We start from the raw sequence: 24,614 nt of genomic DNA on the forward strand, positions 1-24,614 counted from the left end.
CATCGAAACCAGCACAGCCCGGACCTGGCGGCACATCCGTGAGGAATGCGAGCAACTGACCATCGCCACCTTCACCGGACCAACCGGCACCTTCCGCCAGATAGCCGAACTCACCAAGCCGCAGCGGAACATCCTCACCAAACTCGACCTCCCCGCCCCAAAGAAGGTCATAGAGGCGATACCAACCACCCCCTCCTGACCAGCAGCGACACCCCGCCCTAGTAACACGCCGCGCACGCGCTCCAGCATGCGTTACCGCAGCTCAACACCTAGATTCGTGTGCTTTTCCTCAGACACATCTGCGGAACCCAAGGTCCAGGGCGGTGATGCGCACCTGCGCGCCGACCAGCTGATCCAGGTCACACCGCTCGGCCAGCCGCAGCGCCGGACCGAGCCCACCGTACGCGATCATGTGCTCGTCATCGAAGATCGCCTCGGACTTGGACGCGGCGTGGGAGAATCGCATTTCAGAGGTGCCCTTTGACTACGGAAGCTGGAAGCGTAGAGAACTCCCATCATCCCAGCTCGGAGGGCGCCTCACCCCTTTTCGCGGCCATCACACCGAATTCAAACCTGTGGATCCAGGCTGAGCAAGTTGATCTCGAATTTGATGGAGAGCTGCTCATACCCAAAGCGAACATGGCGGCATACAAACAAATTTATGCACTTGAAGGCTGGCTTCGTCGTATCTGTCTCACCTTATGGATGGGGGAGTTCGGAAATGCATGGATTGATAAGCTCAACCCAAATCTTCGACGGACACTCGAATCTCGCGTGAGGCGCAACCAGCAGAGACTCTATCTTGGTGCAGAATCGCACGATGATTTAATTTGGCAAGCCACTCATAGTGAATTGCTTTCCTTGCTGACAGCGGACGATGTTGCACCATCGATGCAGCCTTTGATAGGCATTGATAGTGATTTTTTAAAGAGGAAGCTTGATGAAGTAAGGGAGATTCGAAATCTTCTGGCCCATAACCGTGCCCTATCCAGTCGCACCCACGTGATCCTAAGTGGCCTGCTGGCTTCACTGGTGGAGGCTGTTGACGCATTCAAGCTCCATATCTTGTACGGATCCACTGATATCTTGGATCATAATCACTGGATAGGGGCGCGATTGGACCTGCTGATGGAGAGGAATGACTGGAGCAAATTCCAAGCCCTCGTCGCTCGAAAGGGAAAATTTATCGAGTACGTTTCTCTGCCTGTCGCTCCGTATGACAAATGGCCTGACGCCAGGCTCTTGCTGGAAGCTTTTCGGGAACATCTCGATGGAATCGTTGCTTTTTGTCTCAACAAATCCGGCAACGAATTTATCGTGCTGACTCCCGAGCGTCTTGCCGCAAAGTCCCAAGAGTCACTGTGTGATGCATTTGCTAGAAATCCTAGGGTATGGAGCAAGGTTCCCTTTGCAGCCCAGGAGCCTCGATTTATATGTAGTCCCAAGATCTGGTTCTACGAAAATCGGTCACCTCTCGATGTTTTGCCTCTAGGTATCTGAATGGTTCAAGTCGCACATATTACGAAGCCAGTCGCCAGATTCAAAGCGGGTTACGTGTGGCGGGCGCCGTGACGATCGCTCACTTCGCCTCTCACTGTCCGTGGCTGGGGCGATCGACGCCGAGGCCCTCCTTCGTCGGGCCCCGGCACCGGGTGACCTGGGCTGGGGTGACAGCAGCACTGACAGCAACGTCCCCACACGCCGACGCATCCGCGCCACCGTCCACACGCACCTGACCACGCTCTCGATCACTGGAGCAGCGTGATCGGTCCGCCTGAAAAGCGGAAGGTCAGGCTGAGGCGCTGCTCTCGGTGCTGAGACTGGTCGTATCCCAGGTCGAGCTTCGTGCCCTCAAGCGCGCAGGTAGCCGTCATCGGCGCGTCGCTATGTGGTCTGCTGGATGTTCTGAGAGGGGGTCGCGAGTTGCAGATCAGCGAGGCGACGGAGCATCCAGTTCGTCTGTTGCTCCATCAGCTTCGCCCGCTCCATGGTGAGGTCGTCGAAGTGGCCGTGCGCGGCTTCATTTCGGAGGCCGGCGAGCTGCTGTAGATCCTTGACATCCTGCTTGGTTAGCAGTTGCGCAGCATACAGAGCTTGGGTGTACCCGCTTAGCGTTGGCCGTGCATTACCCATCTGGACTGATCTGCCCTGTATGAGCGCGCGTAGCGCCATCTCGAGGGCCGCACCGCAAAGCACAATGGGAGCCGCAGGAGCTGCGTCTCTGTCGTCTATAAGCCGTCGCACTTGACTCATGACATCAGTGCTGGCGACTCCGAGCTCAGACCAGGCTCTAGAGCCGACGATCTCGACGATCTTCGTCTCGACCTGCTCGCACCAGGCCCGTAGAAGATCGCCAATTGCGTGAACTCCCGACTCGACGGACTGGTTCGTGCCGTGGTTGTCGTACAGCGAAGTGGCTTGACGGCACCAGAAGCTGTCGGGGCCTGCGTACTGCCGAAAGAATTCTTGGGCGGCCGCCGCACGTGCGATGAGCTGTGCCCTCATCTGGGGGACCTCCACCTTCCAGTAACCGCCGCTACTGGAATCCGCCCGCTGCCATTCCATGCCCGCCTGAAGATCATCAGCTTGCCTGCGGGCGTACTGGAGAATCGCCTTCTCTGAGGGCATATGGTCTCCCTGTCCCGTGCGGTGTTCCGTCGACCACCGAGTTCCGCGACCAGAGTATGGAACCTAGGCTGGGATCGCGATCAAGTTTACGGTGACGCTGGCCGCGAGTGATCATCTGAGCAGGGTGTTCCGTTGCTGTTCCGTGGGAGCACCAGAATCAGCGAGAAGTGATGCGAGACGCCCGCAAGCGTAGGTGCTGCTCAACGGCATGATCGAGCTGTCTCCCCAGGTGGCTCGATCGTAGGTCGGAGATCATGCAAATCTTCGAGGGCAGGAACCAGATCCAGCGCATGGTGATCAGCAGGCACTTGGTCAAGTAGCCATGACCGTGTGACGGGAACCGGGCGGTCAGCCCTGTTCGGGCGCAGGGCCTACGCTGGCTCGGATGGTGGGAAAACGGACCTATCGCATCGTCGACGGGGAGCGGATCGAGGGAGTCCTCCGGCCGATCTTCATTCGGAACGGCGGCAACTACTACTTGACCGATCTGCAGGTCTTCGCGGACGGCGCGATCTTCTACTGGGAGTGGGGCGACCTCGACGGGCTCCGCGCGAAGCTCGAGGCCGGTTGGGTGGCGACGGCTCTTGAGGAGGGTGCCTGGGCGAGCGCGCATGATCTGGCACGCTGGCGGTTCGGCGAGGTCGTCTGCTGGACCACGGCCGAGGAACTGCTCGGGGAGGTCGTCGACGCGATCGACCGCCTGAACGGGCGTCCGGATTCCACGGACCGGTGCGTCGCGGCGGCGCTGCGCTACGTCGACTCGCGCTCGGAGACCGACCGGATCGTGCTGCGCGATGCCTACCTGGCGATCCCTGCGCATCACCGGATCTACGCGCTCGGCGACATGGACGCCCGCGACATCCCGCTGCGCCTGCTCATCTCGGAGGCGGGCGAGACCTGGGACGAGTACGTGTTCTTCGAGTTCGAGGACGGCAGTGAGGCGTTGGGCGAGGACGGCGTCGTCACCGAGGACGGCCGGCGCGGGGCCTTCCGGTACTTCGCGGACTGGCGGGCGCCGCATCCTGCCACAGAGGCGCTGCGGGAGGCCGACGGGCCCGCCGAGGCCCGATCGCCGACCGTGCACCTCAACTACGGCCGTCCCATGCATCCGCGTGCGCATGGGCTGCGGAACGAGTTCCCGGCCCCGATCAAGGTCGCCGATGCTCTCTATCCGACGGTCGAGCACGCCTACTGGGCCCTGTCCACCGGCGACGAATCCCTGCGCGAGCGCATCCGTACGGCACCGAGTTCCCAGGCGGCGCGTGACATCGCGGTCGGGGCCGAGCGGCGGCCGCGTTGGGCGGACGTGCGTCTCACGGTCATGGCCGATCTGCTGCGCGCGAAGTTCGTCCAGCATCCGGACCTGGGCGAGGTGCTCCTGGCCACAGGCGACGGGCGCATCCATTACGGCTCCGCCAATTCGCAATTCTGGGACATCCGGGACTCCGCCGGGCGTAACTGGATGGGCCGGCTTCTGGAACTGGTTCGTGCCGAGCTCGTGGCCGGGCGGATCGGCTTCCGGCTCTGACACCTCCCCTCAGCAGTACAGGTGGCCGCGGTAGCGCGGGATAAAGGTGTGGCGACGCCGGTGATCACCCCGTGATAATGACCGGCGTGGAAGAGGTCGAGGTCGTCGTCGCCCACAACGAGTGCGCGACCCTGCGCGTCGGCGACGTGTTCTTGAAGATCGACGGCGATCAGACGCGCAGCGACGTCGAGGTCGAGGCGATGGCCAGGGCGCCGATCCCGACTCCGGAGGTCCTGTGGCGCAGGCCGCCCGTGCTCGCGCTCGCCGCCCTCCGGGGGACGGCGCTCGGCCGGCTCGGCGAGCCGTCGACCGCGTCGCCGGCGGCGTGGCGTGCGGCGGGCGCCGCCGCACGGATGTTGCACGACGCGCCGCTGCCGCCGTGGCCCGGCCGGAGCCTCGACGAGATCGCCGCGCGCCTCGACGGCGAGTGCGAGTGGCTCGTCGCGAACGGTGTCCTTCCCACCGACCTGGTCACGCGCAACCGCCAGGTCGCCGGGTCCGCGCTCCGGCCGTGGACACCGGTGTTCACGCACGGCGACCTGCAGATCACCCACGTGTTCGTGGACGGTGACGAGGTCACCGGCGTGATCGACTGGACCGAGGCGGCCCGGGGAGACGCACTGTACGACCTCGCCGTCCTGACGCTCGGGCACGAGGAGCGCCTTGGCGACGTCATCGCCGGCTACGGCGCCCCCGTCGACGTCGACGTGATCCGTGCGTGGTGGTCGTTGCGAAGCCTGCTGGCGATCCGCTGGCTGTTCGAGCACGGCTTCGACCCGGCCGCACCCGGCTGCGAGGTCGACGTGCTGAGAGCCCGGATGTGAGGCCGCGCGCCCGGCGGCGGGAGCCGATCAGGGCAGATGGATCGGTGCGCCCTACGGCAGCCAGGTGGAGATCGACGCGGTGGCGAAGGCGCCCTGACCGCGCTCACGCCATGGCCGGTTCAGGCGGTGGCGAAGCGGGTGAGCACCGCCTCGGGACGGACGAGGGGCAGCGCCCGCCGGAACACCTGGTAGTAGGCCAGTTCCTCCTTGGTACGCAGCTCGATGCCGGACTCCTGGACCGCCGCGGCCAGCTCGCCATCGCCCACGCGCGCCTCGAAGTGCGGCGTCAGCAGGTCCTGGGCGCCGCTGCCGGTGCCGAACTGCACCTTGCGCCGCCACAGCAGCCGTTCGGGCAGCCAGCCGGTGAACGCGCGGCGCAGGTGTCCCTTCTCCATGCCGCCGGGCTCCAGCGACTTGAGCTCGGGCGGCAGGGACATGGCGTGCGCGATGACGTCCGCGTCGAGGAAGGGGACGCGGGCCTCCAGGCCGTGCGCCATCGTGACGCGGTCGCAGCGCTGGAGGTTGAGCCCGTGTAGCTGGCCGAGGGTGCGCTGCAGCTCGACCTCCAGCCGGCCGGGCGCCGCGTGGCCGCGGTGGTAGTAGTCGTAGCCGGCGAACAGCTCGTCGGCCCCTTCCCCGGTCAGCACCGCCTTGACGTGCCGGGAGGCCAGCTCGGACAGGAACCAGTTGGGTACGGCGCTGCGGATCAGGCTGGCGTCGAACGACTCCACCGAGGTCACCACCTGGTCCACGACGGAGATGGCCCGGTCGGCGTCGAGAAGGGTCTCGTGGTGTTCTGTGCCGAGGAACTCCGCCACCTCGCGGGCCGCCAGCAGGTCGGGCGAGTCAGCGGTGCCGACGGCGAACGTCTTCAGCCGCTCGCCCTTCGAGCCGTACTCGGCGGCGGCGACGGCCGCGACGATGCTGGAGTCGAGGCCGCCTGAGAGGAACACGCCGACGTCCACGTCCGCCATCAGGTGCCGGACGACCGAGTCGGCCAGCACCTCGCGGGTGGCCGACTCGGCGTCGGCGGCGGGGACGCCGGCCCACCGGCGCGTGCGGCCCCGTGGCACGGCCCCGGCGAAGCGCACGAGGCCGGTCTCCGGCGTCCAGTAACACCCGGGCGGGAACGCCTCGGTGGCGGCCTGCGCCTCGGGCGGGAAGGCCCGCAGCTCGGAGGCGAAGCGCACGCCGTCCGCGGTGCGTGCCCAGTAGAGAGGCTTGATGCCGAGCGGGTCACGGGCGGCGACGAACCGGCCGTCGGGCGCGGCGGCGCACAGCGCCCACATCCCCTGGAGCCGGTCCAGCGCGTCCGGCCCGCACGTCCGCAGCAGCACGAGCGCCGGCTCGCTGTCGGAGGCGGTGGCGAACCACTCCTGCCCGAGGCTCTTGCGGAGGTCGACGTGATTGTAGATCTCCCCGTTGCAGACCAGCGACCAGCCGTCGGGCGCGGCCATCGGCTGCCTTCCCCCTTCGAGGTCGACGATGGACAGCCGGGTGTGCCCGAGCCACGCGCGCTCGCCGACGAGCCGGTGGTCGCTGTCGTCCGGGCCGCGGTGCGTGATGTGGGAGAGCATCCACTCGCCCGCGGCGCGGGTATGGAGGGGGTCGGTTCCGTTCTGTTCGTCGTAGAGAGCCGCGATGCCGCACATGACATTCGAACGTAGTCCCGGCCGGCCGTCATCGACAAACCCTCGCGCGCGAAGCTCCCCCGGCCCGGCTTCCGTAAGCTGAGGGTGTGTCCCCCGCACTGATTCTGCTCGACGGCGTCCGCTGGCGGGGTGCCCGCGTGGTCGGTGATCGCGCGCGCACCCTGCTGGCCGTGCTCGCCCTGCACGGGCGGGCAGGGGCCGGTGACGAGCGCCTGATCGAAGAGTTGTGGCCCGACGAGGCGCCGGCCAACCCGACGAAGGCGCTGCAGGTGGTCGTCTCGCGGACCAGGGCGGCGACCCGCGCCGACGTCGTGGTGCGGGTCCAGCGCGGTTACCGGCTCGGGCTGGCCGCCGACCAGGTGGACGCGCTGCTGCTCGGCACGCTCGTGGAGCAGGCACGGGCCGCGCTGGCCCAGGACGACATGGCGCTCGCGGTCCGCCGCGCGGAGGAGGCCATGAGCCTGGCGGCCGGCGGCATGAACGGCGCCACGGGCGCGCTCGCCGAGCTGAAGGACGCCGCGGCGGCGCAGGCGGCCGAGGCGCGGCGGGTGGCGGCGATCGCGCGGGGCAGGAGCGGCGCTCACGGGAGCGCGCTGCCGCTGCTGGAAGAGGCCGCGGCCGACCGTCCGCACGACGAGGAACTGCTCGCCTGCCTCCTGCGCAGCGAGACCTCCGTACGCGGCGCCGGCGCCGCTCTGGAGCGCTACGAGCGCTATCGCGCGCGCCTGGCCGCCCGGCTCGGCACCGGGCCGGGGCCCGAGCTCACCCGCGTGCACGCCGAGCTCCTCGCCGCGGACCGGCCGGTGCGCACGGGCATCCAGTTCGACGGTTCCTCGCTGCTCGGCCGTGACGGCGACATCAGCGCGGTGCACGCCCTGGTGCAGGCCCATCGGGTGGTTTCCATCGTCGGCCCCGGCGGGCTGGGCAAGACGCGGCTCGCCCACGTCGTGGGCAGGAACGCCGCGCAGCCCGTCGCTCACTTCGTCGAGCTCGTCGGCGTCTCCTCGCCGGAGGGCGTGGTGGGCGAGGTGGGCTCGGCGCTCGGGGTCCGCGACTCGGTCAGCGGCCGGCGTGCCCTGACCGCCGAACAACGCTCCGACGTACGCGCCCGGATCGCCCAGCAGCTCGACCAGGCTCCCGCGCTGCTCATCCTGGACAACTGCGAACACGTGATCGGGGCCGTCGCCGACCTGGTGGCATTCCTGGCCGTGACGACCCGAGACCTGCGGGTGCTCGTCACCTCGCGGGCCCCCTTGTCGATCCCCGCCGAACACGTCTACCTCCTCGGCGAGCTGGCCACGGGCGACGCGGTCGCGATGTTCCGCCAGCGCGCCACGGCCGCACGCCCGGGCGTGCGGATCGAGCAGAGCGTGGTCGAGAAGGTCGTCGCCCGCCTCGACGGGCTGCCGCTCGCGATCGAGCTGGCCGCGGCCAAGGTGCGGGTGATGTCGGTGGAGGAGATCGAGCGCCGCCTGGCGGACCGGTTCGCCCTGCTGCGCGACGGGAACCGTACGGCCCCCGACCGGCACCGGACGCTGCTCGCGGTCATCGACTGGTCTTGGAATTTGCTGGACGAACCGGAACGGCGGGCGCTGCGGTGGTTGTCGCTGTTCGGCGACGGCTTCACGCTGGCCGCGGCCGAGCACGTCCTCGGCCCGGACGCCCTGGGCGCCGTGGACGCGCTGACCCAGCAGTCGATGCTGAGCGTCCGCGAGACGGCGTACGGCCTGCGCTACCGGATGCTGGAGACCGTCAGGGAGTTCGGGCGGGTGCGGCTGGCGGAGGCCGGTGAGGAGGCGCCCGCCCGGGCCGCGCAGCGGGCCTGGGCGACGGCGTACGCCGGGGAACACGCCTCCGCCCTGTTCGGCCCGGCGCAGTTCGCGGCGGCGGACGCGTTGCGGGCCGAGGAGAGCAACCTCGCCGATCTGCTCAGGCAGGCTCTCGGCGAGCCCGATCCCGCCACGGCGGTTCAGTTGCTGGTCGGCGTCGGCGCGCTGTGGTCGATCCGCGGCGATCACGTCAGGATCCTCGTGCACCTGGACGCGATCATCGACGTGGTCGGCGGCTGGGCGCCGCCGCCCTCCCTCGTCGAGGCGACCAGGGTCGCCACTCTGATCACGCTCATGAACACCATGATCGTCACCGGCCGCCGCAGCGACCCGCTGCGCGACCTCCTGCGTACGCTGCCCACCAGTGACGCCACCGATCCCCGCGTGGCGGCGATGGCCGCGGTGGTGCTGGCGAGCGTCGACGGCGACGGCGCACGCCCCCGGCTGGAGGAGCTGCGCGTTAGCGGCGACCGTGACGTGGCCCTGGCGGCGGCGCAGGCGAGCGTTCACGTCCTGGAGAACGCGGGGGACCTGACCGGGGCGGCCGAGGCCGCGGAGCAGACCCTGGCGATACTCCACGACGACGAAGGACCATGGATCGCCGCGACCATGCATGCCGTGCTCGCTCACCTGGCCACGCACCTCGGCGACCATCGGCGGGCGGTCGGGCACGCGCGCACCGCCATCCCGGCGCTGAGCCGGCTGGGCGCCGTCGACGACGAGACCCAGCTCCGCGCGGTGCTGCTGACCTCCGCGCTGGCCGACGGCGAGGTCGGCGCCGCTGAAGCGGAGCTCGCCAGGATCGTCCGGCTCAACGACAACGAGGCGGTGCTGGGCGGGGCGGCACTCGTCTCCTTGTGCACGGCCGAGCTCGCCCTCGCCCGCGGCGAGACGGCCGCTGCGCTAACGGAATATCGCCGGGCCGTCCAGCTGGCGCGCGACCTGCGGCTGCCCGGAGTGCCGCGCACGGACACCATGCCGTGGACGATCATCGCGGAATCGGTCGCCCTGACGGCCTACGCGCACCACGCCCGGCCGGAGGACGTCCACTACGGCGAGGAACTGTTCTCCGCCGTGCGGGGCCACGACCTGCTGACCCGGTCCGTCCCCGTGCTCGACGTCCCGCTGTGCGGCTCGATGCTCTTCGCGCTCGGCGCCTGGGGGCTGTTGCGGGAGGCGACGGCCCCCCGTGACGCGATCAGGTTTCTCGTGCTGGCCGAGCGGTTCTCGTTCAACAGCAGCATGCCGACCATGGCCTTCGAGCGGATAGAGCCGCACGCGGAGCGGGCCGCGCCCGGCGTGATCGCCGCCGTGCGGGCACAATACGGCGGCCGACGTGGCTCCGACCTGCTCGATGAGGCCCGCAAGCATGTCGAGCAGGTCTCCGGCCGCGACGGCGGCGTTCACATGTGCCGCTTGTAGCTCCGCACCGACAACGGCGCGAAGATCGCGATGACGATCAGGCAGGCCAGGAGCGTCCAGGCCACCTCTCCGCTGGCCAGGGCATTGTTGGCGAGGTCGCGGGCGGCCGTGACCAGGTGGGAAACCGGGTTGACCCGGACGAACGCGGCCAGCCAGCCGGGCAGGGTCTCGACGGGGACGAAAGCGTTCGACAGGAACGTCAGCGGGAACAAGATCATCATGGAGATGCCCTGCACGGCCTGGGCGCTCCTCGCGATCGTGCCGATCCACGTGAACACCCAAGCCAGCGACCAGCCCGTGACGATCGCGAGCAGGATCGCGGCGAGCACGCCGCCCGCCCCGCCGCCCGGGCGGTAGCCCATCACCAGGCCCATGCCGAAGGTCAGCGTGGCCGCGATCGTGTAGCGCAGGAGGTCGGCCACCATCGGCCCGGCGAGCGGCGCGATCCGGGCGATGGGCAGCGACTTGAACCGGTCGAAGACGCCCTTCTCCATGTCCTCGCGCAGTTGCGTGCCGGTGGCCATGCACGTCGTCAGCACGGTCTGGGCGAGGATGCCGGGGATCATGAACGGGAGGTAGCTCTCCACGTCGCCGGAGATGGCGCCGCCGAAGATGTAGGCGAACATCGCGGTGAACAGGATGGGATGCAGCGCCACGTCGAAGAACTGCTCCGGGTTGCGCAACATCTTCTTGAGCGCCCGCCACGCCATCGTCATGGTCTGGCCGATCGTCTCCCCCATGGTGACGCGCTGCCGGGCGGCGGCCACGCGGTCGGCGGCGCGGACCGTGTCGTGGGCGGGAGCCAGCGTGGTGGTCATCGGGTCTCCTCCGTTCCGTGGCCGGTGAGGGCGAGGAACACCTCGTCCAGGCTGGGCTTGGCCACGCTCACCGAGGAGATCGACACTCCCGCGGTACGCAGCGCGATCAGCACGTCGCCGGCCAGGTCGGCCTGGCCGAGGGCGACGTTGAGGCGGCCCCGCTCCGGGCTGAGCACCGGCTCGGAGCCGAGGACGCGCCGCACCACCTCCACGGCGGCGGGCACCCCGTCCGGCTCGGCGAGCAGCAGCTGGACTACGGAATCGCCCACCGCGCTCTTCAACTCGTCGGGAATGCCCTCGGCGACCTTGCGGCCGTGGTCGATGACGGCGACGCGATCGGCCAGCTGGTCGGCCTCGTCCAGATACTGCGTGGTCAGCAGCACCGTGCACCCTTGGGCGACCAGGCCGCGGATGGTGTCCCACATCTGGCCGCGCGTACGCGGATCCAGACCCGTGGTCGGCTCGTCGAGGAAGATCAGCGGTGGCCTGGTGATCAGACTGGCCGCCAGGTCGAGGCGCCGGCGCATGCCGCCGGAGAACTGCGCGATCGCCTTGTCGGCGGCCTCCTCCAAGTCGAAGCGTTCCAGCAGTTCGGCGGCGACGCGCCGGGCGCGCGGCGCCGCGACGCCCTGCAGGCGGCTGAACAGCCAGAGATTCTCGCGGGCCGTCAGGTTCTCGTCGACCGACGCGTACTGTCCGGTGACGCCGATCAGCTGGCGGATCACGTGCGGGTTGCCGGCCAGGTCGACGCCGAAGATCTCGGCGCGGCCCGCGTCGATCGTCAGCAGGGTGGCCAGCATCCGGAGCATGGTGGTCTTGCCGGCGCCGTTCGGGCCGAGGACGCCGAAGATCTCACCGGCGCGTACGTGCAGGTCGATGCCGTCGACGGCGCGGTGCTCGCCAAACGTCTTGACCAGCCCTTCCGTGCGTACGGCCGGTTCCGTGCCCCCGCCGGGGGCCGGGCCGCCGCCGGTGCGGCCGAGTTCTGTGATGCTCATGGCCTCACTTTGGGCGGCGGCGGTTTCACGGTGCCCTCGATCGGGTTTCACCGGTTGCGGGAGGACCCGCCGGGAGGTGCGGTCAGGCGGTCCCGCCGGGGCGGGGCGGGGTGTGGGGCGGGAGGCCGAGGCTGGTGCGGATGGCCTGCTGGACCGTGGTCTTGTCGGCCCGGGCGTCGACCGTCATGACGTACTCCTTGCGCCGGAACAGCTCCAGCACCGGATCGATCTTGGTGTGGTAGTCGCGCAGCCGTCTGGCCAGGGCGCCGGGGGTGTCGTCCGTCCGGGTGACGAGTTCGCCGCCGCACACGTCGCAGCGCCCCTCGGTCGTGGGCCGGTGCGCGATCAGGTTGTAGTCCATGCCGCAGCGCGAGCACAGCCGCCGGGCGAGGACGCGCCGGCGTACCTCCTCGTCCGGCAGGTCGAGATGGATCACGCCGTCGATGTCGTAGCTCTCCAGGAAGAACTCCGCCTGGCGGCGGTTGCGCGGGAAGCCGTCGATGATGAACCCGTAGTTCCAGTCGTGCAGCTGGAGCCGGTCGCTGACGACGTCCTCCACCAGGTCGTCCCCCACCAGCTCCCCCGCCGCGACGAGGCGGCGCACCTGGGCGCCGAGCTTGGTGTGGTTCTTGACGTGCCAGCGGAAGATGTCGCCCACGCTGATGTGCACCAGATCGAGGTCGCCGGCGAGCAGGGCGCTCTGGGTGCCCTTGCCGCTCCCCTGCACGCCCATGATCACATATTTCCGCATGTCACACTTCCTGGGGGTCATTTCTTATCTCTTGCGCATCGTCACCATCTCATCAGCGTTCATGCGCGCCAGACCGGCAAATGCCGTCATGAAACCGGAAGTGCGATACGTAGATTTCCCGATGCTTTACAGGCCGGTTGCGCCTATTGTCAGCAAGATCGAGCGCCTTCGGAGAAGGTGGGTCCATGCGTACGCTGCCCGTGTTCCTGTCGTTGTTGTCAGGCCTGCTCATGACCACGACGTCCGCCGCTCCGGCGGGCGCGGCGGCGAGGCCCGCGAAGGTCGTCCCCGACGTCGTCTTCCAGCGGGCCGACTTCGCCACCGGCACGCCCGAGGGCACCGCGGCGGGCGACGGGCTGACGTTCGGCTCGGCCGCGGGCACCGTCTCCTACACCGACGCGCTCGGCACCAGGACCTGGGAGTACGCGCGCTGGACGGGCCCCGAGCGGGCCGTCGGGTTCCCCGCCACCGAACTGATCGCCTCCTGGACGGCGGACGTCCCGGCGGGCTCGTGGATGCAGGTCGAGACCCGCGCCAGGAACGCCGAAGGCCTCACGAAGTGGTATTCGCTGGGCAGGTGGGCGTACACGGAAGGCGACATCCGCCGCACGTCGGTGCCCGGGCAGGGCGACGGCGACGCGTCGGTGGCCGTGGACACCCTGGTCGCGGCCGCGGGCAAACCCATGACCGCCTACCAGCTCCGGTTGACCCTCTACCGCGCGCCCGGCTCCTCGGCGACGCCGCGGGTGCGCACGTCCGGCGTCATGGCCTCCAACGTGCCCGACCGCGCGACGGTGCCGGTCAGCCCCGGCGGCGGCGCGTGGGGCACCGAGCTGGACGTGCCGCGCCGCTCCCAGAACGTGCACCAGGGCCACTACCCGGAGTGGGACGGCGGCGGCAAGGCATGGTGCAGCCCGACCTCGACCACCATGGTCCTCGGCTACTGGGACAGATGGCCGAGCGCCCAGGACACGTCCTGGGTCGACCCCTCCGACCCCGACCCTGAGGTCGACTACGCCGCCCGCCACACCTACGACCACGCGTACGAGGGCGCCGGCAACTGGCCGTTCAACACCGCCTACGCGGGACGGTACGGGATGGACGGGTTCGTCACCCGGCTGCGCTCGCTGACCGAGCTGGAACTCCTGATCAAGGCGGGCATCCCGGTCGTCACCTCGCAGTCGTTCAAGGCGAGCGAGCTGCCCGGAGCCGGCTACGGCACCAACGGTCACCTCATGGCGATCGTCGGTTTCACCTCCGGCGGCGACGTGATCGCCAACGATCCGGCCTCCTCCTCCAACTCCGCCGTACGCCGCGTCTATCCGCGCGCGAACTTCGAGAACGTGTGGCTCCGCAGTTCGAGCAGCGGCGGAGTGGCGTACGTCATCCACCCGCCCGGCCACACCCTGCCCGCCACGACTCCCGGGCTGCCCGCCAACTGGTGACGACCGACTCGACGACGGGCGGAGACCTGCGTACCCTGTCACCCGAGGAAGGCGGGCCAGCCCGCCTGATTCCCTGCGTACAACGCCGATCGGGGGGTCGTCCGGTGAGCTGATGTCGCTGCGCACGGCGCCCTCGACGCCCGTGCCCGACCCATCTCCCCATGCCGTGGAGCGCCGGATGACCGAGGACGATGCTGCGACGCTCGAGAAGACCCGGCTGGTGTGGCCTCCACGGCGAAGCGGTCCTTCCCTCCTGCTGTCGGACGGAGGCGCCCGCGTGCTGGTCGCGGGCACGGGCGCGCACCGCGCGCCGTCGCGGCTGCCGCAGGTGCCCGCCGTGCCGCCGACCGTCAGCGACGTCTCCCAGTGCCTGGTGGAGCGGGCGGGACTGGCCGCGTCCGGCCTGAACGTGCTGCTCGACCCGGCGACCCCGGCCGTCCTGGGCGAGGCGCTCGAGCGGGCGGCGCGCGAGGCCACGTCCGTGCTGATGTTCCACTACATCGGCCACGCCGTGTTCGGGCCTGACGACGAGCCGCACCTGGCGACGCAGGCCACCGTCGACCTCGGCGACGGGGTGCCCGGCTACCAGGCGCTCCCCTGGTCCGCGGTGCGCGACATCCTGGCGTCCTCACGGGCCGAGCTCACCGTCGTGGTCCTCGACTGCTGCTTCACCGGCCCCGGCCGGCCCGTACCGGCCAAGGCGATGGAGAAGGTGACCGAAGCGCCCTGGCCGGGCGCTTACGTGCTCGCGTCGTCCGCGAAGGACGAGAACTCGTGGGCGCTGCCCGGCGTCCGCCACACGGCGCTCAGCGGGGCGCTGCTGCGGCTGCTGAACGAAGGCGACCCCGCGGGGCCCCACGACTTAACCCTCGACCACGTCCATCACCACCTGACCCGCGCGCTCCCCGAAGGCGGGTTCCCCCGCCCGCGCCGCCAGGCCGCCGGCCGTCCGGGCTCCCTGGCCGAACACCCGCCGCTCGCGCCCAACCCCGCCCAGACGGCCCGCCGCCCCCATGCGGGCCCGCCGATCGCCTCGCCCGGCGACCTGTCCAGCCCCTACCGCGGCCTGGTCCCCTACACGGCCGAGCAGGCCGAGCTGTTCTTCGGCCGGGAGAGCGCGACGAGGTCCCTGGCCACCAGGGTGCGGCAGGCCCTGCGGGAGGACCCTCCGCCCGTCGTCGTCGGCTCGCAGGCGTTCGAGGCCGGCGGGCCGCTCATCGTCACCGGCGCCTCCGGCTGCGGGAAGTCGTCGCTGCTGCGGGCCGGGCTGGTTCCCGCCATGCGGCGCGACCTCGGTGACGAGCTGTCGTGCCTCGTGCTGACCCCCGGCGCGCAGCCGACGGCGGCGCTGGCGCGCGAGCTGGCGGCGCTGGGCGGCAGCGCGCCCGACCGGCTGCGCGCGGCCATCGACTCCGATCCCGGCGCGGCGCGGCGGGCGCTCACGGGCGTCAAGGGACGCACTCTGCTGGTGGTCGACCAGTTCGAGGAGCTGTTCATCGCCTGCACCGACGAGCGGGCCCGGCGCCGCTTCGTCGAGGCGCTCTGCGGATTGTCCAGGAACGTGGCCGTCGTGCTCGCCGTGCGGGCCGACTTCTTCGGGCGCTGCGCGGCCTACCCCGGCCTGCTGGAGGCCATGAAGCGGCCCGAGATCGTCTCGCCCATGACCGGGGCCGAGCTGCGCACGGTGATCGAGCAGCCCGCCCTGCGCTCCGGCCTCTCGCTCGAGCCCGGGCTCACCGACCTGCTGCTGGAGGATCTCCAGGCGAACGCCGACGCGCTCGAACGGTCGGGCGGCCCGCTGCCGCTGCTCTCCCACGCCCTGCTGGCCACCTGGCAGCGGCGTTCCGGCGGCATGCTCACCATGGCCGGCTACCGGTCGGCCGGCGGCGTCACCGGGGCGCTGGCGTCGAGCGCCGAGGACACCCTGCGAGGGCTCGGCGCGGAGTTCGAGCCGATGGCGCGCGACCTGCTGATCCGGCTGGTCCAGGTGGACGACCAGATCGGCGGTACGAAACGCCGGGTCGCGCTCGCCGAACTGCTGCCGGGCAACCCGTCGGTGGCCGGGCAGGTGCTGGCCGAGTTCGTCCGCACCCGGCTCGTCACCGTGCGGAACGACGAGGCGGAGATCACCCACGAGGCGCTCATCCGAGCCTGGCCCAGGCTCGGCGGCTGGATCGACGCCGGCCGCGCCGGGCTGCTCGTCCAGCGCCGCCTGACCGAGGACGCCCGGCTCTGGCAGCAGCAGGAGCAGGATCCCGCCTACCTGTACGACGCGGGCCGCCTCGCGGCCGCGCTCGCGGTGGTGGGCGGCCGACCCGCCTCCCACGGCGACATGCCAGGTCCCGCGGGCACGGACGGCGCCGCGCGCCCCGGCCCGGCGCCGGTCGAGGACGTGATCTCCCGGACGGAGCGGGAGTTCCTCGACGCGTCGGAGCAGCGGCAGAACCGCCGCGTGCAGATCGCCCGCGGAGTGATCGCCGCCCTCTCGGTGCTCCTGCTCGTGGCCGTGAGCGGCGCCGTGGTGGCGCTGGTGCAGCGAGGCCGGGCGAGCAGCCAGGCCACGACGGCGGCCACGCAGCGCGACCAGGCCCTGTCGCGCCAGGTCGCCGCCACCGCCGGCCACATGCCCGACACGTCGCTCGCGGCGCAGCTCGCGCTCAGCGCCTTCCAGGTCTCGCCCACGGCGGAGGCCCGCGGGGCGCTGCTCGGCACGCTCTCGCGCCCGATCGGCGCGCGGCTCGTCGGGCACACCGCGCCCGTCGAGCGGGTGGTCTACCGCCCCGACGGCCGGGTGGCCGCGACCGCGTCCAGCGACCTCACCGCCCGGCTGTGGAACGTCGCCGACCCCCTCCGCCCGAAGGCTCTGGGCGTCATGAAGGGCCACACGGGCGGCGTGGAAGCGGTGGCGTTCAGCACGAACGGGCGGATCCTCGCCACCGGGTCCGCCGACAGGACCGCCCGGCTGTGGGACGTCTCCGACACCGCCGAGCCCGCGGCCATGGCCACGCTCGAGGGGCACAAAGAGCGCGTGCTCTCCGTGGCGTTCAGCCCCAAGGGCAGCATCATGGCCACCACGTCCGCCGACCGGACCGTCCTGCTGTGGGATCTCGCCGACCCGCGCAAGCCCAAGCGGGTCGCCGTGCTGCAGCAGAGCTCCGACATCTCCGAGGTGGCCTTCAGCCCTGACGGCAGCCTGATCGCCGTGACGTCGTCCACCGGCGGCGTCGCGCTGCTCGACGTGCGCACCCCCGCCAAGCCGACCAGCCTGGCGACGCTGCCCGCGCAGGACGGCGCGGTCAGGAGCGTGGCGTTCTCCTCCGACGGCGTCTACCTCGCCACCGGCTCCGGCACCGGCAAGGTGCACGTGTGGAACGTCACCGCCACCAAGCTCGTCGGCACGGCGAGCGGGCACGGCTCGACGGTCGGTGACGTGGCGTTCAGCCCCGACGGCAAGATCCTGGCCAGCTCCTCCACCGACGGCACCGCCCGCGTGTGGGATCTGTCCAGCCCGAGCTCGCCGCAGGGCGTCGCCACGCTGGCGGGCGCCGGCGGCACGGTCACCGGCGTGGCGTTCAGCCCGAACGGCCAGAACCTCGCCACCTCCGGCGTGGACGGCACGACCCGCCTGTGGAACGTCGCCAACGCCGCCCGCGTCTCGCCGCGCGCCAGGCTCGCCGGCCACACCTCCACGGTCGGCGGGCTGGCCATGTCGAAGGACGGCGACACCCTCGCCACCGTCTCGGACGACGAGAGCGTGAAGTTGTGGGACGTCTCCGACCCCGCGGTGTCCACGCCGCTGTCGACGCTGTCGGGGCACACCGCCGCCGTCGTCGCGGCGTCGTTCGCCCCTGACGGCACGCACCTGGTCACGGCCTCGCTCGACAGGACCGCCCGGCTGTGGGACGTCTCCGAGCCCGCCACGCCCAAGCTCGTGGCCACGCTCAAGGGGCACACGGACGGCGTGCGGTCGGCGGCGTACAGCCCTGACGGCAAGAAGGTCGTGACGGCGGGCAAGGACGGCAGGCTCTACCTGTGGGACGTGTCCACGCCCGCCGCCCCCAAGCGGGTGGCGGCGCCGGGCGTGGCCGACGAGATGCTCGACACGGTGGCGTTCCGGCCGGACAGCCGCGTCATCGCGACCGGCTCGCGCTCCTCCCACCTGCGGCTGTGGGACGTGTCCACGCCCGCCGAGCCGCGCCGGCTGGCCGACGTCCCCGCCCACACCGGCGGCGTGCTCGACGTGCGGTTCAGCCCGGACGGCAGGACGCTCGCCACGACGGCCACCGACGGCACGACCCGCCTCTGGGACGTCGCCCGGCCTGAGCGGCCGCGACGGTTGTCGATCCTGCCCGGGCACTCCGCCGACGTGACCGCCGCCGCGTTCAACGCGAACGGCAGGACGCTCGCCACGGCGTCACGGGACGACACCATCCGGGTGTGGAACATCGCCGACCGCGCCCGGCCGGTGTTGTGGGCGGTGCTCACGGGGTCGGGCTCGGTCAACGACGTCGAGTTCGGCCCCGAGGGCACGGTTCTGGCGGGCACCTCCGGCGTCGCGGCCCAGCTGTGGGGGCTGGACGTGGAGCAGGCGCGGGCGAACGTCTGCGAGACCTCGGGGATGACGATCACCAAGGCCGAGTGGGCCCACTACCTTCCCGGCATCCCGTACAAAGCGCCCTGCGCGGCCTGACCCCGTTGCCGCCCGGAGCGTGGGAGTAGCCCACCCACCCTCCGCGCTCCTGCTCGGGCGGCTCCTGTCCTAGCCTCGAAGGTATGAACAGGGACAACCCGCTCGGCCAGTTCCTGCGAGCCCGCCGCGAGCTGCTCCGGCCGGAGGATCTGGGCCTGCCCCCGGGCGCGCGCCGCCGGGTGGCGGGGCTGCGCCGCGAAGAGGTGGCCCAGCTGGCGGGCGTGAGCACCGACTATTACGTACGGCTGGAGCAGGGCCGCGAGCGCCACCCGTCCGCGCAGGTGGTCGACGCGCTGGCCCGCGCCCTCGCCCTGGGGGAGGACGCGGCCGCCCACCTGCACCGGCTGGCCGGTGTGTCCGCCGGGCGGCGGCGGCCGGCTCCCGGACGCGAGCAGGTCAGCCCGCACCTGCTGCGCATGATGCGGGCCTGGCCGCACACGCCGGCGGTGGTGCTGGGCCGCTGCCTGACCGTGCTGGCGGGCAACGCCCTGGGCAAGGCCCTGTTCGCCGGACACGCCCACAGCGACGACCTGGTGCGGCTGGTGTTCCTCGACGTGGACGCGCGGGAGTTCTATCCCGACTGGGACCGGGTGGCGGTCAACACCGTCGCCGGGCTGCGCGCGGCGGCCGGCGCCGACCCCGATGACCCGCGGCTGATCGAGGTGGTGGGCGAGCTGTCGGTCAAGAGCGAAACCTTCCGCACGTTGTGGGCCCGCCACGACATCCGCCAGAAGACCCGCGAGACCAAGCGGTTCCGCCACCCGCTGGTGGGCGAGCTGACGCTCCACTACGAGTCGCTGACCGTGAACGGCGCCCCCGGCCAGCAGCTGGTCGTCTACCAGGCCGACCCGGACAGCCCTTCGGAGGAGGCGCTGTCCCTGCTGGGCAGCCTGACGGCCGAGCAGGAGGTACGGCGCCCGGCGCACGCCACCGAACGACCGCCTGTCACCGAAGACTGATCCCCCACACCAGCCACGCGCCCGCCCCGATGGCCGGCGCGCCGATCAGTCATGCCAGAAAACGCCCGGCAACACCCACACCGACCACGCCCGCACACGACCGGCAACCACCGGCTACCGGCCAACGGCCACGACCACGCCCACTGACACGCCCGCTCACACGCACGACGACCACGCATGACGACCACCACGTGATCACGTGGAACACCACTCTGGAGTGACACCTCGTATGACCACCAATGACACGCCCGTCTGGTTCATCACCGGCTGCTCCACCGGTCTCGGCCGGGCTTTGGCCGACGCCGTCCTGGCGGGCGGCGGGCGCGCGGCAGTCACCGCCCGCGACCCGGCGCAGGTCGCGGACCTGGCCGCGCGCCACGGAGACCGGGCCCTGGCCCTGCCGCTCGACGTCACCGACCAGGACCAGATCAAGGAGGCTGTCACCCGGGCGGAGTCCGTCTTCGGCCGCATCGACGTCCTGGTCAACAACGCCGGGTACGGCTATCTGGCCGCCGTCGAGGAGGGCGAGGACCGCGAGGTCCGCGCGCTGTTCGACACGAACGTCTTCGGCCTGCTCGACGTCACCAAGGCCGTGCTCCCCGGCATGCGCGCCCGCCGCGCCGGCCATGTCGTGAACGTCTCCTCGCTCGGCGGTCTGGCGGCCTTCGGCGCGACCGGCTACTACCACGCCACCAAGTTCGCCGTGGAGGGAGTGTCGGAGTCGCTGGCAGCGGAGGTGGCTCCGCTGGGCATCAAGGTCACGATCGTGGAGCCCGGCGCCTTCCGTACCAACTGGTCCGGCCCTTCCATGCGCCAGTCCCCCGTGCGGATCGACGACTACGCGCAGACGGCGGGCGCGCGCCGCGCCGCCACGCTGGCGACCTACGGCAACCAGCCCGGCGACCCTGAGCGGGCGGCCCAGGCGATCATCGCCGCGGTCGGAGCCGATGCGCCGCCGCTCCGCCTGTTGCTGGGCAGGGCGGCGTACGACGTCGCCTCGGCCCGGCTGGACACCCTCAGAACCGGCTTCGACGCCTGGCGTGACCTCACGCTCAGCGCCGACTTCCCGGCATAGGGCGGCAGCCCGAAGCCAGCCGACGTACCGAAAAGACAAGGATCGACCGACATGACCACCACTGAGAAGATCGTCCTGATCACCGGTGCCAGCAGCGGCATCGGCCAGGCCACCGCGCTGCGGCTGGCAGGCGACGGCAACCACGTCGTCATCGGCGCCCGCCGCACGGACCGTCTCGACGACCTCGCCACCCGGATCAAGGAGGCCGGCGGCACGGTCGACGTGCGGCGCCTCGACGTGACCGACCGCGAGGACGTCGCCGCGTTCGCCGACGCCGCCGCCGAACGGCACGGCCGGATCGACGTGATCGTGAACAACGCGGGCGTGATGCCACTGTCCCGGCTCGACTCCCTGCTGGTGGAGGAGTGGAACCGGATGATCGACGTGAACGTGCGCGGCCTGCTGCACGGCATCGCCGCCGCGCTCCCGCACTTCCAGCGCCAGGGCGGCGGCCATTTCGTCACCGTCGCCTCCATCGGCGCCCACCAGGTGGTGCCGACGGGCGCGGTCTACTGCGCCACGAAGTACGCCGCCTGGGCGATCACCGAGGGCCTGCGCCTGGAGCTCGACCCGAGCATCCGCGTCACCACCGTCTCGCCGGGCGTGGTGGAGTCCGAGCTCGCGGACACCATCACCGAGGCCGGCGCCCGGGAGGCGATGCGCACCTACCGGGCGGACTCCATCCCGCCCTCCGCGATCGCCGACGCCATCGCGTACGCGGTCGGCCAGCCGCCGGAGGTGGACGTGACCGAGCTGATCATCCGTCCGGCACGGCAGCGCTGACCGCCGGAGTGGCGCGACCGGGTGGACCTGGTCGACACCGGCGACACGACCATCGCCGCCGATCAGGACGGCTACCGTTACCTCGCGGTCGACAACACGGCGATGACGCCCGAGCAGACGGTGGCGGTGATCAAGCGGACGATCCCGGAGATCTACGGCCCGGCACCGGGGCCCTGATCCATCAGAGCGGCCGGGCCGCCGTTGTGCGGTCGGAGAACGTACGCGGTGCCTCGCCGTAAAGGATCGGTCGGCGTGCAGGCGAGAACGCCTGGTCACCGCCGCGCCTTCGGGGGATTTCCGTCGTTCCGTGAGACGTTCGTGCGAGGGGACGGAACGCCCAGAAGGAACTCAAATGCGACACGATCATGAGGGCCGGCGGGTCAGCCGGCGGCGGCTGATCGCCGGTGTCGGCTCGCTCGGGCTCGGCGGCCTGCTGTCGGCCTCCGGCGCCCGGGCCGGCACGGTCAACACGGATCTCTCCTCGCTGCTCGCCGGCGCCGGCACGTGCACGCTGACGCCCAGCGCCACGCAGGGGCCCTTCTACTTCGACGCCGGCAAGATCCGCAGCGACATCCGCGAGGGCAAGCCGGGCGTGCGGCTGCGGCTGGGCATCAGGGTCCAGGACAGCGCGACGTGCCGGCCGGTGCGCGACGCCGTGGTGGAGATCTGGCACTGCGACGCCGCCGGTCTGTACTCGGGGGCCGAGCAGGAGTCGAAGAGCGGCAGCGTCGGCATGCCGCTCATGACCGATATGACGCCCTCGGACGACAAGCGCTACCTGCGGGGCGCCCAGGTCACCAACCCCGACGGCATCGTGCAGTTCACCACGATCTGGCCGGGCTGGTACCCCGGCCGCACCGTGCACATCCACGTCATGGTCCACGTCAGCGACCGGCGCGTGTTGTGCACGCAACTGATGTTCGACGAGTCGCTCAACGCCGCGGTCCTGGCGAGGCCCCCGTACTCCGCGAACCCGGGGCGCGACACGGTCAACGAGAAGGACGAGGACTACCGCGACGGCATGCTCGTGACGGTCGTGGAGGACGGCGACGGCTACCTGGGCGCGATCGTCCTGTCGGCCGACCCCGACCGGGACGGCCGCTAGACCCGCCGGACGACGCGCAGCAGGTATTCCTTCCTGTTGAGCGGGTTGTGATCGGTGCGCGGACGCTCGGGAACCGGCCCGCGTACGGGCTGGTAGCGGTCGAAGTCGCACTCCAGCACGCCCTCGCCCCGCGTCAGCCCCGGCAGCTGCTGCTCCAGGGCGTGCACCCCGGCCACCGGGATGTCGCCCGCCAGCATGCCGGGGAACTGGGCGCGCGGCACGGCGCCCAGCCGGGCCAGCACGGGCAGCACCTGACCGGCGGTGTCCGCGGGCAGGTCGATGCGGAAGCTCTGCATCGGCTCCTCCACCATGGTGCCGGCCTGCGCCAGCGCGCTCATCAGGACCAGCGGCGTCAGGTTGCGGAAGTCTCCCGCGGTGCTCGACATGCTCTTGTCGAACCCTCCTCCCATGTGGCTCTGCCTGGCCCAGTAGCCGGTGTGGGTCAGCGTGACCACGCAGTCGACGACCTGCCAGCCGTGCAGGCCCTCCCGGAGCGTCTCGTGCACGGTCTCCTCGATCGTCTTCATGAACGCGTACGGCAGCGAGCCCAGCTCCACCTCCAGCCGGAACTCCACCCCGCCGCCGCGCGGGCCCCGCTCGACGCGCAGCCCGACGGTGGCGAGGAACGGGTTGGGGTCCTTGCCGATCAGCTCGACCGCGGCTCCCGTGCCGACCGGCCGCTCGACGCAGATCGTGGTCGTCTCGCGGAAGGTGACGTCGATGCCGTAGTCGTCGCGCAGCGTGGCCTCGATGACTTCCTTCTGCACCTCGCCGTAGAGGGAGACCGACACCTCCTGGCGCACGTCGTCCTGGCGCAGGGAGATCAGCGGGTCCTGCTCGGCGAGCTGGGCGAGGGCCACGTGGAGCGCGCCCCGGTCGCCGGGCCGCACCGGCGTCACCACCGACTCCAGCGCCGGCGGCGGGAAATGGCCCTGCGCCTCGGCCTTGCGCGGCAGGCCGATCGTGTCGCCGATGCGGACGTCGGCCAGGCCCCACAACCGGGCGATGCGGCCCGCGCCCACCTCAGGGCCCGGCGCCGCGCCGCCCCGGTCGAAGACGCTGATCGCGGTGACCTTCCCCTCGCGGGGTGCGCCGGACTCCCCCTCGCGGGCGAAGGTCAGCCGGTCGCGGATGCGGATCGTGCCGGAGAACATGCGCACGTAGGCGATCTTCTCTCCCGCCGGGCCGCGTTCGACCTTGAAGACCGTGCCGGACAGCGGGCCCTCAGGATCGTCCTCGGCGGCGGGGAGCAGCTCCTCGATGCCGGCGATCAGCGCGTCGACGCCGGCGCCGGTGATCGCCGAGCCCGAGAACACCGGGTGCGCCAGCGCCTCCCCCGTCTGGGCGGCGAGCTCGGCGCGGAGCCCGGCGTACGAGACGGAGCTTTCGTCGTGCACGTACGCGGCCAGCAGCGCCTCGCTCTGGTCCGCGAGCACGTCGAGCAGGCGGCCGGCGAAGGCGGGCTCGTCGCCGGACGGCGTGAAGGACGCGCCGGCCGTGCCGTGACCGGCGGCCGAACCCATGGAGACGACGGCCGGGCAGAGCTTCTCGGCGAGCTCGCCCAGCACGCGGCCGGGGTCGGCGCCCCGGCGATCGATCTTGTTGATGAAGATCAGCGTGGGGATGCCGAGCCGGCGCAGCGTGCGCATGAGCACGCGGGTCTGCGGCTGCACGCCCTCCACGGCCGAGACGACCAGGACCGCGCCGTCGAGCACGCTCAGCACGCGCTCCACCTCGGCGATGAAGTCGGGGTGGCCGGGCGTGTCGATGAGGTTGACCGTGGTGTCTCCGACGACGAAGGAGACCACCGCGGACTTGATCGTGATGCCGCGCTGCCGCTCCAGGGCCAGGGAGTCGGTCTGGGTGTTTCCGTCATCGACGCGGCCGGGCTCGTCGATGACGCCGGCGGCGTGCAGCAGCCGCTCGGTCAGGCTGGTCTTACCGGCGTCTACATGCGCGAGGATCCCGAGATTGAGGATAGGCACCGAACGTCATGTCCTTCATTGAGATGGGGCTTCCTTCCTGGGTGGACATGACAGGTGCTCGCATGGTGGTGCTCCTTCTGATCGTTCGGCTGAGGTCAGCACACCAGAGCGGCGACCGGCGG

Annotated in this window: 18 protein-coding genes and 1 pseudogene; 12 read left to right on the plus strand and 7 right to left on the minus strand. The window is 70.8% G+C overall.

The window, feature by feature from the left end:
- Nucleotides 1-199 (plus strand): annotated as a pseudogene (locus tag ABGA98_RS20700) (transposase); the annotation flags it as partial.
- A gap of 90 nt (nucleotides 200-289) precedes the next feature.
- Here ABGA98_RS20700 and ABGA98_RS20705 read toward each other — a convergent pair.
- On the minus strand, nucleotides 290-466 hold the full coding sequence (locus ABGA98_RS20705) for a hypothetical protein (protein ID WP_347619994.1): 177 nt from the start codon (nucleotides 464-466) through the stop codon (nucleotides 290-292).
- A gap of 14 nt (nucleotides 467-480) precedes the next feature.
- On the opposite strand from ABGA98_RS20705, the gene ABGA98_RS20710 reads away from it, so the two are divergent.
- The gene (locus tag ABGA98_RS20710; protein WP_347619995.1) at nucleotides 481-1,500 is read left to right on the plus strand and encodes a hypothetical protein; all 1,020 of its coding nucleotides are present in this window, start codon (nucleotides 481-483) and stop codon (nucleotides 1,498-1,500) included.
- A gap of 384 nt (nucleotides 1,501-1,884) precedes the next feature.
- On the opposite strand, the gene ABGA98_RS20715 is transcribed toward ABGA98_RS20710, so the two are convergent.
- Nucleotides 1,885-2,628, minus strand: coding sequence for a hypothetical protein (locus tag ABGA98_RS20715; RefSeq protein WP_347619996.1), 744 nt, complete (start codon nucleotides 2,626-2,628; stop codon nucleotides 1,885-1,887).
- A gap of 385 nt (nucleotides 2,629-3,013) precedes the next feature.
- Between ABGA98_RS20715 and ABGA98_RS20720 the strand changes: the two genes are divergently transcribed.
- On the plus strand, nucleotides 3,014-4,156 hold the full coding sequence (locus tag ABGA98_RS20720) for an NADAR family protein (protein WP_347619997.1): 1,143 nt from the start codon (nucleotides 3,014-3,016) through the stop codon (nucleotides 4,154-4,156).
- A 77-nt stretch (nucleotides 4,157-4,233) separates the two neighbouring features.
- On the plus strand, nucleotides 4,234-4,980 hold the full coding sequence (locus ABGA98_RS20725) for a phosphotransferase (protein ID WP_347619998.1): 747 nt from the start codon (nucleotides 4,234-4,236) through the stop codon (nucleotides 4,978-4,980).
- Between the two features lie 119 nt (nucleotides 4,981-5,099).
- Here ABGA98_RS20725 and asnB read toward each other — a convergent pair whose 3' ends face one another.
- The gene (gene asnB / locus ABGA98_RS20730) at nucleotides 5,100-6,632 is read right to left on the minus strand and encodes an asparagine synthase (glutamine-hydrolyzing) (protein ID WP_347619999.1); all 1,533 of its coding nucleotides are present in this window, start codon (nucleotides 6,630-6,632) and stop codon (nucleotides 5,100-5,102) included.
- An 86-nt stretch (nucleotides 6,633-6,718) separates the two neighbouring features.
- Between asnB and ABGA98_RS20735 the strand changes: the two genes are divergently transcribed.
- Nucleotides 6,719-9,883, plus strand: coding sequence for a BTAD domain-containing putative transcriptional regulator (locus ABGA98_RS20735; RefSeq protein WP_347620000.1), 3,165 nt, complete (start codon nucleotides 6,719-6,721; stop codon nucleotides 9,881-9,883).
- Here ABGA98_RS20735 and ABGA98_RS20740 read toward each other — a convergent pair.
- From ABGA98_RS20740 to ABGA98_RS20750, 3 genes are all read right to left on the minus strand, one after another.
- Nucleotides 9,865-10,701, minus strand: a complete 837-nt coding sequence (locus ABGA98_RS20740; protein ID WP_347620001.1) for an ABC transporter permease — start codon at nucleotides 10,699-10,701, stop codon at nucleotides 9,865-9,867. The genes ABGA98_RS20735 and ABGA98_RS20740 overlap by 19 nt on opposite strands.
- Nucleotides 10,698-11,699, minus strand: coding sequence for an ATP-binding cassette domain-containing protein (locus ABGA98_RS20745; RefSeq protein WP_347620002.1), 1,002 nt, complete (start codon nucleotides 11,697-11,699; stop codon nucleotides 10,698-10,700). The genes ABGA98_RS20740 and ABGA98_RS20745 overlap by 4 nt, the downstream gene beginning before the upstream one ends.
- Nucleotides 11,700-11,781: 82 nt before the next feature.
- The gene (locus ABGA98_RS20750; protein WP_347620003.1) at nucleotides 11,782-12,450 is read right to left on the minus strand and encodes a nucleoside monophosphate kinase; all 669 of its coding nucleotides are present in this window, start codon (nucleotides 12,448-12,450) and stop codon (nucleotides 11,782-11,784) included.
- 185 nt (nucleotides 12,451-12,635) lie between these two features.
- Between ABGA98_RS20750 and ABGA98_RS20755 the strand changes: the two genes are divergently transcribed.
- From ABGA98_RS20755 to ABGA98_RS20785, 7 genes are all read left to right on the plus strand, one after another.
- Nucleotides 12,636-13,895 carry a C39 family peptidase gene (locus ABGA98_RS20755; protein WP_347620004.1) on the plus strand — a complete coding sequence of 420 codons (1,260 nt, stop codon included), beginning with the start codon at nucleotides 12,636-12,638 and terminating at the stop codon, nucleotides 13,893-13,895.
- A gap of 178 nt (nucleotides 13,896-14,073) precedes the next feature.
- Nucleotides 14,074-18,585 (plus strand): hypothetical protein, encoded by a 4,512-nt coding sequence (locus ABGA98_RS20760; protein WP_347620005.1) that lies wholly within the window; start codon nucleotides 14,074-14,076, stop codon nucleotides 18,583-18,585.
- Between the two features lie 83 nt (nucleotides 18,586-18,668).
- On the plus strand, nucleotides 18,669-19,544 hold the full coding sequence (locus ABGA98_RS20765; RefSeq protein ID WP_347620006.1) for a helix-turn-helix transcriptional regulator: 876 nt from the start codon (nucleotides 18,669-18,671) through the stop codon (nucleotides 19,542-19,544).
- A 229-nt stretch (nucleotides 19,545-19,773) separates the two neighbouring features.
- The gene (locus ABGA98_RS20770; protein ID WP_347620007.1) at nucleotides 19,774-20,619 is read left to right on the plus strand and encodes an oxidoreductase; all 846 of its coding nucleotides are present in this window, start codon (nucleotides 19,774-19,776) and stop codon (nucleotides 20,617-20,619) included.
- Nucleotides 20,620-20,670: 51 nt separating this feature from the next.
- The gene (locus ABGA98_RS20775) at nucleotides 20,671-21,402 is read left to right on the plus strand and encodes an SDR family oxidoreductase (RefSeq protein ID WP_347620008.1); all 732 of its coding nucleotides are present in this window, start codon (nucleotides 20,671-20,673) and stop codon (nucleotides 21,400-21,402) included.
- A 21-nt stretch (nucleotides 21,403-21,423) separates the two neighbouring features.
- On the plus strand, nucleotides 21,424-21,579 hold the full coding sequence (locus ABGA98_RS20780; protein ID WP_347620009.1) for a hypothetical protein: 156 nt from the start codon (nucleotides 21,424-21,426) through the stop codon (nucleotides 21,577-21,579).
- Between the two features lie 175 nt (nucleotides 21,580-21,754).
- Nucleotides 21,755-22,507: an intradiol ring-cleavage dioxygenase gene (locus tag ABGA98_RS20785; RefSeq protein ID WP_347620010.1), complete on the plus strand. Its 753-nt coding sequence runs from the start codon at nucleotides 21,755-21,757 to the stop codon at nucleotides 22,505-22,507.
- Here ABGA98_RS20785 and ABGA98_RS20790 read toward each other — a convergent pair.
- Nucleotides 22,504-24,492, minus strand: coding sequence for a translation factor GTPase family protein (locus ABGA98_RS20790; RefSeq protein WP_347620011.1), 1,989 nt, complete (start codon nucleotides 24,490-24,492; stop codon nucleotides 22,504-22,506). The genes ABGA98_RS20785 and ABGA98_RS20790 overlap by 4 nt on opposite strands.
- Between the last annotated feature and the right edge of the window lie 122 nt (nucleotides 24,493-24,614).

The sequence above is a fragment of the Nonomuraea sp. B1E8 genome, assembly GCF_039871515.1.
In the GTDB taxonomy this organism is placed as follows: Bacteria; Actinomycetota; Actinomycetes; order Streptosporangiales; family Streptosporangiaceae; genus Nonomuraea.

What these genes read in the sequence shown, in the direction of transcription:
- ABGA98_RS20705 (WP_347619994.1), bottom strand. Translation starts at nt 466, where the DNA reads ATGCGATTCTCCCACGCCGCGTCCAAGTCCGAGGCGATCTTCGATGAC.
- ABGA98_RS20715 (WP_347619996.1), bottom strand. Translation starts at nt 2,628, where the DNA reads ATGCCCTCAGAGAAGGCGATTCTCCAGTACGCCCGCAGGCAAGCTGAT.
- ABGA98_RS20720 (WP_347619997.1), top strand. Translation starts at nt 3,014, where the DNA reads ATGGTGGGAAAACGGACCTATCGCATCGTCGACGGGGAGCGGATCGAG.
- ABGA98_RS20725 (WP_347619998.1), top strand. Translation starts at nt 4,234, where the DNA reads ATGACCGGCGTGGAAGAGGTCGAGGTCGTCGTCGCCCACAACGAGTGC.
- asnB (WP_347619999.1), bottom strand. Translation starts at nt 6,632, where the DNA reads ATGTGCGGCATCGCGGCTCTCTACGACGAACAGAACGGAACCGACCCC.
- ABGA98_RS20740 (WP_347620001.1), bottom strand. Translation starts at nt 10,701, where the DNA reads ATGACCACCACGCTGGCTCCCGCCCACGACACGGTCCGCGCCGCCGAC.
- ABGA98_RS20745 (WP_347620002.1), bottom strand. Translation starts at nt 11,699, where the DNA reads ATGAGCATCACAGAACTCGGCCGCACCGGCGGCGGCCCGGCCCCCGGC.
- ABGA98_RS20750 (WP_347620003.1), bottom strand. Translation starts at nt 12,450, where the DNA reads ATGCGGAAATATGTGATCATGGGCGTGCAGGGGAGCGGCAAGGGCACC.
- ABGA98_RS20755 (WP_347620004.1), top strand. Translation starts at nt 12,636, where the DNA reads ATGCGTACGCTGCCCGTGTTCCTGTCGTTGTTGTCAGGCCTGCTCATG.
- ABGA98_RS20760 (WP_347620005.1), top strand. Translation starts at nt 14,074, where the DNA reads ATGACCGAGGACGATGCTGCGACGCTCGAGAAGACCCGGCTGGTGTGG.
- ABGA98_RS20765 (WP_347620006.1), top strand. Translation starts at nt 18,669, where the DNA reads ATGAACAGGGACAACCCGCTCGGCCAGTTCCTGCGAGCCCGCCGCGAG.
- ABGA98_RS20770 (WP_347620007.1), top strand. Translation starts at nt 19,774, where the DNA reads ATGACCACCAATGACACGCCCGTCTGGTTCATCACCGGCTGCTCCACC.
- ABGA98_RS20775 (WP_347620008.1), top strand. Translation starts at nt 20,671, where the DNA reads ATGACCACCACTGAGAAGATCGTCCTGATCACCGGTGCCAGCAGCGGC.
- ABGA98_RS20785 (WP_347620010.1), top strand. Translation starts at nt 21,755, where the DNA reads ATGCGACACGATCATGAGGGCCGGCGGGTCAGCCGGCGGCGGCTGATC.